General features: G+C 71.0%; 15 protein-coding genes and 2 pseudogenes. 6 read left to right on the top strand and 11 right to left on the bottom strand.

Annotated elements, in window-relative coordinates:
* On the bottom strand, positions 1 to 508 hold a 508-nt coding region (locus AC5LUJ_RS16495; protein WP_493465248.1), incomplete at its 3' end, for an NADPH-dependent FMN reductase.
* Positions 509 to 621: 113 nt separating this feature from the next.
* On the opposite strand from AC5LUJ_RS16495, the gene AC5LUJ_RS16500 reads away from it, so the two are divergent.
* A complete protein-coding gene (locus AC5LUJ_RS16500; RefSeq protein ID WP_250285474.1) occupies positions 622 to 1455 on the top strand; it encodes a helix-turn-helix domain-containing protein in 834 nt (277 codons plus the stop codon).
* A 202-nt stretch (positions 1456 to 1657) separates the two neighbouring features.
* On the top strand, positions 1658 to 1786 hold the full coding sequence (locus AC5LUJ_RS16505; RefSeq protein ID WP_445548447.1) for a hypothetical protein: 129 nt from the start codon (positions 1658 to 1660) through the stop codon (positions 1784 to 1786).
* Positions 1787 to 1806: 20 nt separating this feature from the next.
* On the opposite strand, the pseudogene AC5LUJ_RS16510 reads toward AC5LUJ_RS16505, so the two are convergent.
* From AC5LUJ_RS16510 to AC5LUJ_RS16525, 4 genes and pseudogenes are all read right to left on the bottom strand, one after another.
* Positions 1807 to 1914, bottom strand: a pseudogene (locus tag AC5LUJ_RS16510) (VapC toxin family PIN domain ribonuclease); the annotation flags it as partial.
* Positions 1911 to 2036: a hypothetical protein gene (locus AC5LUJ_RS16515; RefSeq protein ID WP_493465249.1), complete on the bottom strand. Its 126-nt coding sequence runs from the start codon at positions 2034 to 2036 to the stop codon at positions 1911 to 1913. The gene AC5LUJ_RS16515 and the pseudogene AC5LUJ_RS16510, both read right to left, overlap by 4 nt.
* Complete coding sequence (locus AC5LUJ_RS16520; protein WP_493465250.1) at positions 2037 to 2366, bottom strand: AbrB/MazE/SpoVT family DNA-binding domain-containing protein; 330 nt, start codon at positions 2364 to 2366, stop codon at positions 2037 to 2039. It lies immediately after the preceding gene.
* A complete protein-coding gene (locus AC5LUJ_RS16525; RefSeq protein ID WP_250285477.1) occupies positions 2312 to 3229 on the bottom strand; it encodes a hypothetical protein in 918 nt (305 codons plus the stop codon). Before AC5LUJ_RS16525 ends, AC5LUJ_RS16520 begins: the two co-directional genes overlap by 55 nt.
* A gap of 57 nt (positions 3230 to 3286) precedes the next feature.
* Between AC5LUJ_RS16525 and AC5LUJ_RS16530 the strand changes: the two genes are divergently transcribed.
* Positions 3287 to 3631 carry a hypothetical protein gene (locus AC5LUJ_RS16530; RefSeq protein ID WP_250285479.1) on the top strand — a complete coding sequence of 115 codons (345 nt, stop codon included), beginning with the start codon at positions 3287 to 3289 and terminating at the stop codon, positions 3629 to 3631.
* 316 nt (positions 3632 to 3947) lie between these two features.
* Here AC5LUJ_RS16530 and AC5LUJ_RS16535 read toward each other — a convergent pair whose 3' ends face one another.
* Positions 3948 to 4589: a TetR/AcrR family transcriptional regulator gene (locus tag AC5LUJ_RS16535; RefSeq protein ID WP_250291796.1), complete on the bottom strand. Its 642-nt coding sequence runs from the start codon at positions 4587 to 4589 to the stop codon at positions 3948 to 3950.
* 76 nt (positions 4590 to 4665) lie between these two features.
* On the opposite strand from AC5LUJ_RS16535, the gene AC5LUJ_RS16540 reads away from it, so the two are divergent.
* The 3 genes and pseudogenes from AC5LUJ_RS16540 to AC5LUJ_RS16550 all read left to right on the top strand — a co-directional run bounded on the left by AC5LUJ_RS16540 (position 4666) and on the right by AC5LUJ_RS16550 (position 5825).
* Positions 4666 to 5166 (top strand): VOC family protein, encoded by a 501-nt coding sequence (locus AC5LUJ_RS16540; protein WP_250285481.1) that lies wholly within the window; start codon positions 4666 to 4668, stop codon positions 5164 to 5166.
* 114 nt (positions 5167 to 5280) lie between these two features.
* Positions 5281 to 5376, top strand: a pseudogene (locus AC5LUJ_RS16545) (hypothetical protein); the annotation flags it as partial.
* A gap of 80 nt (positions 5377 to 5456) precedes the next feature.
* Entirely contained in the window at positions 5457 to 5825 is a 369-nt protein-coding gene (locus AC5LUJ_RS16550) for an EamA family transporter (RefSeq protein ID WP_445548729.1), read from the top strand.
* Here the strand turns inward: AC5LUJ_RS16550 and AC5LUJ_RS16555 are convergent.
* From AC5LUJ_RS16555 to AC5LUJ_RS16575, 5 genes are all read right to left on the bottom strand, one after another.
* The gene (locus AC5LUJ_RS16555; RefSeq protein WP_250285482.1) at positions 5771 to 6976 is read right to left on the bottom strand and encodes a sucrase ferredoxin; all 1206 of its coding nucleotides are present in this window, start codon (positions 6974 to 6976) and stop codon (positions 5771 to 5773) included. The two genes, AC5LUJ_RS16550 and AC5LUJ_RS16555, sit on opposite strands and share 55 nt — an antisense overlap.
* 231 nt (positions 6977 to 7207) lie before the next feature.
* Positions 7208 to 7792 (bottom strand): hypothetical protein, encoded by a 585-nt coding sequence (locus AC5LUJ_RS16560; protein ID WP_493465251.1) that lies wholly within the window; start codon positions 7790 to 7792, stop codon positions 7208 to 7210.
* Positions 7793 to 8343: 551 nt separating this feature from the next.
* On the bottom strand, positions 8344 to 9495 hold the full coding sequence (locus AC5LUJ_RS16565) for an AIM24 family protein (RefSeq protein ID WP_250287394.1): 1152 nt from the start codon (positions 9493 to 9495) through the stop codon (positions 8344 to 8346).
* 196 nt (positions 9496 to 9691) lie between these two features.
* The gene (locus AC5LUJ_RS16570) at positions 9692 to 10369 is read right to left on the bottom strand and encodes an AIM24 family protein (RefSeq protein ID WP_250287392.1); all 678 of its coding nucleotides are present in this window, start codon (positions 10367 to 10369) and stop codon (positions 9692 to 9694) included.
* A gap of 105 nt (positions 10370 to 10474) precedes the next feature.
* Positions 10475 to 11297: AIM24 family protein (locus AC5LUJ_RS16575; RefSeq protein ID WP_493465252.1), on the bottom strand; the 823-nt coding region annotated here is incomplete at its 5' end.

Raw genomic sequence — 11297 nt, forward strand, 5'->3', positions numbered from 1 at the left:
CGGGCGCTTCCGGGTCGGCCGGCCGGCCCGCGTCCCAGGTCACGAAATAGTTCGGGAATGCCAGACGGTCACGAATGGTCACCGCGTGCAGCTCGCTGAGGACGTTCTCCAGGTGCAGGACCGCGTGCCGACCGCCCGACGCGCCCCCGTAGCTGACGAACGCCACCGGCTTCGCGGTCCACTGCGTGAAGTGCCAGTCGATGGCAGCCTTCAGCGACGCTGGGTAACTATGATTGTACTCGGGAGTGACGAAGACGAACGCGTCGGCCGCGTCGAGCCGCGCGGTCAGGGTCGCCATACCCGCCGGCCGCGGGTACGAGGCCCCGGCGTACTTCGGCGACTCGGCGGGCAGGGACAGCGGGATCTCGAACTCGGCGAGGTCGACCACCGCCACGTCGAAACCCCCGTGCGCGGCGGCCTGTTCGGCGGCCCACGCGGCCACGACCGGGCCGAACCTTCCCTCCCGCACACTGCCGACGACGATGACGAGTCTGCTGGTTCCGCTCATGGTCACAACGGTCGGCCACGCCGTCCCGGGCCGCCAGACCGGGCACAGGCTGGCCCTGGCAGGGCCACCATCGCACCAGGTGCACGATGGCCCCGGTTCGTACACTGGGCCGTGTGAGTACGCCGCTGGGTGACTTTCTCCGAGCCAGGCGCGATGCCACCCGACCCGAGACGCTCGGCCTGCCGGCGGGCTCCCGTCGCCGTGTCCCGGGATTACGGCGGTCGGAGCTGGCGACGCTCGCCGGCATCAGCGTCGAGTACCTGGTCCGGATCGAGCAGGGCAGCGACCGCAACCCGTCGCCCGCGGTCGTCAACGCGCTCGCCGACGCGCTGCGCCTCGACGTCACCGAGCGGGAACACCTGCGGTACCTGACAAAGATCGGCAGCGGTGTGTGCAGGGGCCCGCTCGCCCAGCCCCGACCGGACGTCAGGCCGGCGGTACTCAGGCTGCTCGTCCAGTTCGAACCAGGAATCGCGTTCATCACCAACCGGCTGGGCGACGTTCTCGCCTACACCGACGGCTTCGACCTGCTCGCCCGGCCGTCGGGGCTACTCGACTCGGACAGCCCCAGTCTCACCCGCTTCGTGTTCACCGACAGGCGCGCCCGCGAGGTCTTCCCGGACTGGGACCACGTCGCTGACGAGCGGGCCTTCGACCTGTGGCTCGGCCCGTCCGCCGAACGCTCCGCCCAGTTCAGGGCGGAGCTCGGCGCCATCGCCGGCGACGACTTCACCCGGCGGCTGAACCAGTACGCGCTGCCGTCGCGCGGCGTCCTGCGGTGGGCCCATCCGACGGTCGGTGAGCTGCGGTTCGACCGTGAGACGATGGAGCTTCCGCCCACCGACGCCCAGCAGATGGTGGTATTCCTTCCCGCCGACGCCGCGACCGCCGACGCGTTGGACCGGCTGCGCGCAAGGCGCGGCGCCACCCTGCGCGCCGTCAACTAAGAACCTACGCGCCGTCAACCGAGAACGACCCCGGCCCTTCGACACCCCGTCCCGCTTCAGTGCCTGGGCGTTCGACCACCTCGAAGGTGAGACCACCGAGCTTGTTGCGCCAGGCCCGGACACACCCGGCTGCCGGCAGCCATCGCCGCGACCGCGCCGGGCGTCGGCACGGCGTCATCGCGGGACGAACTGGCAACCAGGTGTGGGCGCTCATGGCGAGGGCGCGACCGAGCAGGAGGCATGGGACGACCTCCGCGAGGCGCTCGTCGGCCTGGCGGCGTCCGGCTCGGACAGTCTCGCGTCACCTGGCATTCTGGTGAGTACCGAGTAGGTCTCCGCGAGAGCGTGCCCACTCAGCGTGAGCTCCTGCCCGGCCCACCATCGCACCACGTCCACGTGATGCGTATGCGAGCGCACCAGGAGGGGAACCGCGACACTCGTGTCGACCGCAGTGGTCACCGGCGGCCCGCGTCGATGAGGCCGAACAGGATGTCGTCATCGACAGGCGTGTCGCCGGCCGACACGAGCACGCCGTTCTCCTCAACGAGGCGCGCGGTCCTGCCGGCCGGCACGACCTGCACTCAAGCGCCGTAGGGCGAGATGTCCACCCTCGTACCCGGGAGCAGGCCCAGCGTGTCACGGATGGACTTGGGCAGCACGATCCGGCCAGCCTGATCGATAACAGCCTCCGTGGGAAAACGATACCAACGCGATCCCAGCCGCCGTGGGGAGCCGGCGTGCTGAAGCGTGACACCGCTCCTACCGCCTGCCGACCGGCGTCTGTCGCCCGCCCCGCCAGGATCACGCGGGCGCTGCACTCCTGCCCGGCCGCGGCCTGCGCGTGAGCCCCTTGCCACTAGTCCCGGATGACGTCCTCGACAGTGGTCGCCGTGGCCGCGCGGCGAAGCCACAGGTCGAGCTGACCGGTGTCGACGCTGGCCAGGATTCGCTCCCGAATCGCGGCAGGCACCGGCACGCCGCGGCTCTCGAGGACCAGCAGCACCGACCGTGCCTCACCACGTGCCTCACCACGTGCCTCACCGCGTGCCTCACCGCGTGCCTCGCCGCGTGCCTCAGCCCGGGCGTCGACCTCGTTCAGCATGTCGTCGTAGTAGCGCTTTCCGACGGCCGTGGTCATCAGGAACTCCTCCCATCGGGCCCGGGCCGCCGCGGTCAGCCTGGCCACCGTCACATTATGATAAAAGATCTTCGCGTCCGGCGCCAACGTGAGCAGCGCAGCCAGCAGCGCCGGGAATATCAGATCGACGTCGGCATCGGCGAGATGGCACATCGCGGAGAGCAGCATCCGCGCCGGCCAGGCGGCCGCCAGCTCCTCATCGACGATCGCCGGCACGTTGGCGGGCTTGACGGACCGCGGTCGAAGCTGCGCGCCGCTGACGGTGTCCTGCGCGATCTGCCTGCTGTACCAGTCCGCGACGGCCGGATCGGGGAAGAAGACCACAAGTGAGGCCTTGATCCCGAACTCCCGCTCGAGGTGCCCGATATAGAGCTTCCAGGAAGCGAGTTTCTCCGGATTCCGGCCGCGCTGCACCTCGAAGACGACAGCGCGCAGCGGCTTGCCGTCGGGCCCGTAGAGCAGCACCATGGCGTCCGCCTGGTAGGTCCGCGGGCGGACGTTCGGGTCATACAGCCGCGCATGGTCGAAGGCCGGGGTGTCGTCGCCGAGCAGCGTCTGTACCCAGTCGGGCAGGGACGGATCGAGCCGGACCAGTTCGATCGGCGTCTCGTGGGCCGGGGAAGGCATACCGGACATGATGCCCACCGGATCCGACAGATCAGGGCCGGAACGAGGCCGGCGCAGTGGGCCGGTGTGGTCTGGCCGGTAGGACTGTTCGAACCAGGAATCGCGTTCGTCACCAACCGGCTGGGCGACGTTCTCGCCTATCCCGACGGCTTCGGCCTGCTCGCCCGGCCCTCGGGACTACTCGATTCGGACAGTCCCAGCCTCACCCGCAACGTGCTCACCCTGCTCTTCCGCGACCGCCTGGTACGTGATCACGGCGCGAAGGCAGCCTTCCCTCCGCCATCGATCAGCACCTGGACGCCGCGCCGTTCCCGGGCCGGCTCGCCCGGAACGCCGGTGAGGTACTGGCATCGACTGTCAACAGGGCCGGAGGCAGGGGGCAGTCCACCGCTCCGACGATCAGGTCATTGAGCCCTCCGACACGCCGCGCGCCGTGTCAACAGTTTTCGCGCACTTCAGTGCGCTTGACCGCAGTCGGGTGCGGACTCTGGTCCTGCGATGTCAGGATCAGGCGGGTACGAGATATTTGATCTTTATGTAACAGCGAACAGGCACGCGGCGTGAAGATCCAGATTGGAAGCGCAACGGCCGGGTAAAATACCGTGCTCCGGGCGGCATGCAGAGCAGAGGTGGACCGGGAGCCTTCGAAGCTGGACGGTACAGCAGCAGCCGTCGGGTCGCAAGCAGCTCGCCGGCTCCCGGCTGCTTGGGGTTCGGCGCGGGCTGCTCACCTATCCGGCGTGGCCGCGGCGGCGATGAGGCGCTGCCAAGTGGCGCGTAGCCACGTTCGGTACTGGTCGGTGGTCCAGCCGAGGGTTTCGCGGACCAGCAGATAAGTGTTGGCGTGCGCGAGCACGCCGGCGGTGTCACACAGCCAGTCGAGGTCGACGCCGGCGGGAAGTAGTCCGTCGTCGCGCAGCGCGGTGAAGAAAGAGCGCATCGAGTCTCGGGTCGCCGCGCGTCCGGCGCGGGCCGCGGCGGCGATGACGGGCTCGAGAGGTTCGGCCTGCTGCGCGACGGCGAACACGTCGCCGGCGCGGGCCATGAGCGCGGCGCTGCCGTCAGCGAGCAGGCCGATCCGTTCGTCGACGGTGGGCGCGACGAGCGCGGCCTGGTACCACTCACGGCTCTGCACGTCGAGGTCCTGAGTGTCACCGACGATGGCCACGTCGACGACGCGCCGCAGGAGATCGGCCTTGGTTCCGAAGCGCACGTAGACCGTGCGAGGCGCGACGCGGGCGGCGTCGGCGACCGCGGTGAGAGTGGTGGCCGCGTACCCGTCGCGGACGAACAGCTCGTGGGCGGCGGCCAGGATCCGCTCCTCGGTCTCCGCGACCCGGGCCGCCCGCAGGCCCTTGACATCACTCATCATACGATGCAGTCTAACTGCAATACAGTTGGACTGCATTTTTGCATCTGCGCTATACACAACTCGGGGGTCCGCCGTGACGAACACTGTCGCGCCAGAGCTCGACGGGGTGCATCACGTCAAGCTCCCGGTGAGCGACCTGGACCGCTCGCGTACCTGGTACGAGAGCCGTCTGGGCTACGAGATCAGCACCGAGTTCGTCGAGAACGGCGTCCTGATGGGGGTGGTCATGGTGCACCCCAATGGCGGGCCGGCCTTCGGCCTGCGGCTGGACCCGGAGCGAGCCGCCCGCGCGGCGGGCTTCGACTACTTCTCGATCGGTGTGCCGACCAGGGCGGCCCTCGAGGCGCTCGCGCGGCGGCTCACAGCACTGGGCGAAGCCCATGCCGGCGTGCACTTCGCCACGATCGGCTGGATTCTGCCCGGTGCTCATGACCCGGACGGTCACGAGGTCCGCTTCTACACCACCCAGGCGCACACCGACTGGACCGATCCCGAGATCGCCACCGTCGACGACGCGATCGCGACCGCCGCTCGCCGCGAGCAGGACCACCGGTCCGACCAGGCGTCCGCGTAGTAGCGGCCGTCCCTCTGCTGGCCGCCGCCCGGCTGTCGGCTGAACCCGCACATCCCAAAGCAGGAGCAACCGATGACAACCACCGGGCCGCACCGGGCCCCGGTCGAGGCCGCGATGAACGTCGTCCTCGTCGTCGACGAGCTCGACCGGCTCGACCCGGCCACCGACACCAGCGTCGGGCTCATGCACGCGGCCCAGGACCGCGGCGCCGCCGTGCGGGTCAACCCCCTCGAACTGGTGGAGGCACGGACCTACATCACCGCCGTGGGCCTCGGCCTGTTCAGTTATGTCTGGCACACCCGCGACGGCGATCGAGCGCCTGTCGGTGGAAACACTCCCGGTTCGGGCACACCCTCATGTTCGGGCTGGCCGTCGGCACCGCCAATGCCGCCCTGTTCCTGGCTATCGCACGCCTGCCGGTCGCCATGGCCATCGTGCTACAGAACATGGCGCCCGCTCTCGTCGTCCTGTGGTCGCTGCTGACTCATCGCAGACGGCCAGCCGCGACAGTGCCGATCGCACTGGCCGCGATGATCATCGGGGTGGCGTTCGTCGTAGACCTACCGGCAGCCGGAACCGGCCAGATCAGTCTGACCGGCCTCGCCTACGGCCTGCTTACCGCCGTCGCCGTCGCGTCGTTCTCCATCCTCGGCCCCTGAGTTCCGCGGGTCCGTCGGATCTCGATTGAGCGCAGGGACAGCTCGGGGCTGGTTTTTTCGGCGTGGTCCAGGGCTTCGCCGCAGAGCGGGACGGGGACGTTTCGGACCACCGCGACGGACGCGGTGGCTGTTGCGGCGCCGGTCGGTCCCTGCCAGGCCAGCTCCACCGTTGCCAGTCGGCCGCTGGCTGCGACCTCGGTGCGGGAGGCGGTGAGCTCGTGGTCGAGCCAGCCCCAGCCGAAACGCTCGAACAGCTCCCGCTCGGCCACCTGCCCCCACTGGTCGAGCGCGGTGCTCCCCCGGTACCGTCCGCGCAGCTCGGCGGGGGTGTTGGCGCGCCGCACGATCCCGTCGAGGGCCGGGGCGTCAAGGAAGCCCCAGGCCCGCCCGTCCGGGAAGGTGAAACCGGTCGGGGCGAACCGGTGGCCGCCGGTGTGGCTGCACCGCCGGACCCGCACGCCGGGCCAGGAGGATCTCACCTCGAGGTGCAGGCGGGCGCCGGCCCGGCCGCAGCAGCGGTCCCGCCGGCCATGGCCGCACAGCAGGATCTCGGCGGGAGCCGGCCGGGCCGGCGGCCACTCGTCGGCGTCGTCCCGGCCTCGGCCGAGCCTCGGGTCGGCGCCGGGCTCGGCACCATGGCCAGGGCCCGGACGCACACCGAGGCCGCGGCCACCATTCCGATCATGATTTCGGACGGCATCGAGGCCGGGGCCGCGGTCACGGTCGAGGAGGCCGAGGATGCCCTCGGTGAGGCGCTCCCGGGGGACGATGTGGTCGCTGCCCTGGAGACCGTTGGAGTTCCGGCGGCGCCACAGTGTGACTCGGACGCCGCGCCGTCCTCCGCCACGATCAGTACCGTTGCCCGCTTCGCCCCTGTCCGCTTCCGCCGTGGTCGCGGCCCGGCTGCCGGCGGCCGTGGCGGGGCCGTCGGCCGGTGCGACGGCGAGCAGCCGGGCACCGCGCGGCAGGCCGGGCACGACGTCGGCGAGGGCCGGTATGTCGCCGACGTCCCGCGGCCACGGTGGCGGCGTCTCGACGAGCAGGAAGGTGTCGCACTCCAGGGCGGAGCCGATCGGGTCGACACCCTGCTCCCACGTCCACTCGGCGCAGCGCACCGACAGCGCCGAGGACGCCGTCCCGGCGTTGATCACCGTGTGTCCTGCCCCTGCTGCATCTGTGACCTCCGACGACGCTGACGGTGGCACGAACGCGGTACGGCCGCGCCGCTGCCGACTCGCCAGCCGCCCTGGCCCGGCGGGCCCGGCAGGCCATGAGGACGCTGTATCAGCCGCCTCCGGACGAACGGGCCCACCGGTCACCTGGGCGGCGCTGCCACCCGCCCGGCCACCGTACCCGCCGCAACGCCCCTGCCGGGCTTCCTGTCAGGAGCCCGCCGCCTGGGTGGGCACCGGCACACCGGTCGACGGTGTCGTTGTGACCAGCGGCACGACCGGTGGCGGTGGCGGTTGCTCGGTCTGGACGGGCAGTGGCTGGACGGGCGGTGGCTGGATGGGCGGGCCGGTCCGCGGTGGCGACGGCCGTGCCGTGACGCCGGTCGTCGCCACCGCCGTCGGCCGGGTGACGTGGGGCGGGAGCATCTGGGGCACCGGCGGCAGGGAGCGTGACCCGCCACCAACGGCAGGCACACCGGCGGTGATCAGCTCGTCGTCGAGCGCCGCGGGCGGCCCGGCCGCGGCGCCCACCGGCGCGGACGGCGGGGCGGCCGAGGTGGGTGGCGCGGCGCCGGGGAGCGGCCCCGCAGGGGTGGACGGGGTGGCACGCGGCGGGGCAACGGCGCTGAGCACCGCTGCCTGGTCGTTCGCACCGCCGCTCCGCCCATCCCCGATGGCATACAGATACAGGGAGCAGCCGATCAGCGCGGCCCCGAGGATCCCGGCGCTGGTCCCCAGCCACGGTTTCGCCCACAGCCGGGCCCCCCAGCCGGACGCGCGCCGCCGGCTGCTCATGCGGACCCCCACCCGCTCCGCCGCCCGCTCTCGCGCCCGCCGCTCCGGCCGCACACGGCCGTCGGCTGCCGAGCGGAACACGAAGCCGTGGTCACCGCGTCCGGAATCTGTACGCCGAGAAGATAGCTGCCCCACACCAGGTACGACGAGTCCGGACCCGCCCGGGTTGCAATCCCACGCCCTACTCCGAGACCAGAACCGCAGGTTGTCCGGGACGTCGTTACGGTTTCGTTGCAAATCCCCGCGCTACCCCGGAAGACCTGGCTCCCCCAGCACCTGAAAGGTCATCCCGACAACACACGTTCATATCAACGTCGACCGGACATATCCCCCACCGAAGACCTTCAGATCACGAGAACGAGGAAACAAGCGGTCGTTATGGCAGCCGTTTACGTACTCATTCTCATGATCGAATATTCTCGCGGCCGAGAACCGTACGGTGGATGAGAGCTGGGCTGCTGGGCCGGGCAGCACGAGAAGCCGAGCGTGCCGCCGCGGCCCTGACGGCTGACGGCTGAGCCGCCCGAGCGACCAACGGCCGAACCCTGCGGCTATCGACCGCCGAAGAGACCGCCGCGACCGCCCTGGTTGCCGAACAGGCCGCCGAGCGCTCCGCCGAGGCCACCGTCGCCGTGCCCTCCGTGCCCTCCGTGCCCCGGTGGGCCGCCGCGGTGGCCCTGGAGCTGGTTGCCGGCGAAACCGGCTTCGCCGAGCCCGAAGTGCCCGGCGAGGCCGGCGTTGGCGAGCGCGTTGTACGGCGGCAGCAGCTCGCAGGGCTGGACGATGACGTACCCGTCCCCGGAGAACTGCATCTGCCAGCTCTCCCCGGTGTTGCCGCGCGGCCGCCACACCGAGGACGAGGTGACCGCCGCCTGCATCGACACCTGCAGGCTCGACGACCAGCCGACCACCGCGTCGGCGTCCGCGAAGTAGTAGTTCTGCGGGGTGACGTGCATGACCAGCGGGGCGCCCGACGTCACGACCGCGACCTTGCCGTTGCCGGAGAGCTCCACCTGGTAGCTGCCGGCCCCGGCGATCGACACCTGGGAGTCGATGCGGACGACGTCCCAGTGCAGGCCGGCGTCGAAGGCGAGGACGTTCTTGCCGTCCACTGACAGCCCGTCCCCGCGCAGGTCGAGAATGTGCACGTCCTGCGCCTGGTAGGCGAGGAAGACCGTGCCGCCGCCGGAGACCTTCATCAGGTTCAGGCCCTCGCCGCCCTGGAACAGCGACCGGAACTGACGGCCCCAGCCCTCCCAGTGGGCGTCGAAGGTGGCCCCGCCCTGGTAGGCGACCATGGCGCCCTTGCGGGCGTAGAACTCCCGCATCCCCTCGGCGCCGAGGGTCGCCTTGAGCATCTTGCCGTTCTGCAGGGTGAAACGCTCCTGGGACTGCACCTCGGGGTTGCCGAGCAGGCTGCCGCGGATGCCGCCCGCCGGGCCGCCGGGCGGGCCTGGTGGAGCGGGTGGGACGCCCGGCCCACCCGGGTAGCCGCCCGGTGCCCCGCCAGGAGGCGGATACCCGGCCGGTGGGTATCCCGGCGGCTGGCCGCCGGCTGGCGGGTAGCCGGGCTGGCCGGGTGGCTGCGGGTAGCCGCCCGGCTGACCGGGCGGAGGCGGATATCCACCGGGAGGATATCCACCGGAAGCTGCGCCGCCGGGGTAGCCGCCCGCGGGCGGACCGCCGAATCCACCGTGGCTCATCATCGAATCCTCTCACCCAGGCGTGCCGCGCAGTAGGCCGGACGCCGCGTCACCGGCAGCTCCCGCCCGTGCGCGGCCGGCACGTCACACGCGGCCCCCGGAGCGGCCCCGCGCACCGTCCGCACCAGCCGTGGCACCCGCATCACTCACATCACCCGCGTCAGCCGCGTCAGCCGCGTCAGCCGCGTCAGCCGCGTCAGCCGCGTACCGAGAAGTTCGGCCGCTCGTCCTCGCTGGGCTGGACCACGACGAAGCCCTGGCCGGAGAAGCCGAGCTGGAACGCCTCACCGGAGCCGCGGCCGATCAGTCCGCCGAGGCGGACCGTCCGCCGCGGCTGGACCTGCAGGCCGTCGGTGAAGGCGACGAGCGCGTCGGTGTCGACGAACGTCTGCGCCTCCCGGGTGTCCAGCACGACCGGGCTGCCCTTCGCGGTCATCGCCACCCAGCCGTGGCCGCGGATGACCACGTTGAACATGCCCATGCCGGAGAGCATGCTGACCCCGCGGACACGTTCGATCCCCCACTGCAGGCTGGCGTCGAAGGCGAGGATGTTCTTGCCGTTGACGGACAGGCCCTCGCCGGCCAGCTGGGCGACGATGACCTCCTTGCCGTAGTCGGCCAGGTAGAGCAGGCCCTGACCGGTCGCGGTCATCAGCGGCACGCCCTCGCCGGTCGCCCACGAGGAGGCGATGCGGCCGAGCTGCGGGGGCTGCGGGTTGAAGTCGATCAGTCCCTCATAGGCGATCATGGATCCGGTCCGGGCGAACAGGTCCTGCCCGGGCTGCATGACCACTTTAACGATCTTGGAACCGTGCCTGCTCATCCGGTCCATGATCTGCGTCTGCCCGAAATGATCCATCAGTGTTCCGTACACGGCCGCCTCCTTTCCACGGTCAGAGAGCCGTCGAAGCCGCGGCGGAGAACATGCTCGCGCGCTTTTTCGGCCCGGGCCAGAACGTCACACACGGCAGCTGGACCTCTAGACCTCGTACGGCTGGACGACCACGAAATGCCCCTGGAAACCCATGAACTGCAGGGCCAGGGACTCGCCGCTGCTGCCGGAGTAGATCTGCCGGGAGATGCGCACCTGGGTCGACACGCTCACCCGCATCCCGGACGTCCAGGCGACCAGGGCGTTGATGTCGGCGAACGTCGGCCCGGCGACGGTCAGCGTCATCGGCGTCCCCTTGGTCATCACCACGATCGTCCCCTGCCCGGACACCTCGAAGTGGAAGAAGCCGCCCCCGGGGATGCCGGGGCTCTCGATACGCCTGACCTCGGTGCGCAGGGAGCTGTCGAACGCCAGGATGTTCCGCGCGTTGACGCACAGCGACTGGCCGTTGAGCTCGACGATGTGCAGGTCGCTGGCGTCCTGGGCGAGGAAGACCTCGCCGCGGCCCTTGCAGGTCATGAGTTTCAGGCCCTGCCCGGTGAGCTTGTTCTCTATCAGCCCGCGCAGGCCGGAGCTCTTGTAGTCGAAGTCGATGTCGCCCTGGTAGGCGACCATCGACCCGCGCAGGGCGAGGACCTCCGGCCCCTGGCCGAGGGTGGCCCGGACCAGCTTGCCGTTCTGCTGCGTCCAGCGGCCGGCCGCGGGGACCTCCCGGTAGGGGCTCAGGCTGTTCAGCGCACCCGGCGCCACCGGCTGGATCTGGGACGGCAGGATCTCGGTCGGCCCGAACCCGCCGGGCGTCGGCTGGGGCGGGACGCCGCCGGCGCCCCCGGCCGGACCGTACCCGGCGGGCTGCGCATGGCCCGGCGCCGGCTGCCCGTAGCCCGGCCCGGCGGGTGTCGGCTGGCCG

It is taken from the genome of Protofrankia sp. CiP1_Cm_nod3, assembly GCF_982290655.1.

What these genes read in the sequence shown, in the direction of transcription:
- AC5LUJ_RS16535 (WP_250291796.1), bottom strand. Translation starts at nt 4,589, where the DNA reads ATGAGTGATGTCAAGGGCCTGCGGGCGGCCCGGGTCGCGGAGACCGAG.
- AC5LUJ_RS16560 (WP_493465251.1), bottom strand. Translation starts at nt 7,792, where the DNA reads ATGAGCAGCCGGCGGCGCGCGTCCGGCTGGGGGGCCCGGCTGTGGGCG.
- AC5LUJ_RS16565 (WP_250287394.1), bottom strand. Translation starts at nt 9,495, where the DNA reads ATGAGCCACGGTGGATTCGGCGGTCCGCCCGCGGGCGGCTACCCCGGC.
- AC5LUJ_RS16525 (WP_250285477.1), bottom strand. Translation starts at nt 3,229, where the DNA reads ATGTCCGGTATGCCTTCCCCGGCCCACGAGACGCCGATCGAACTGGTC.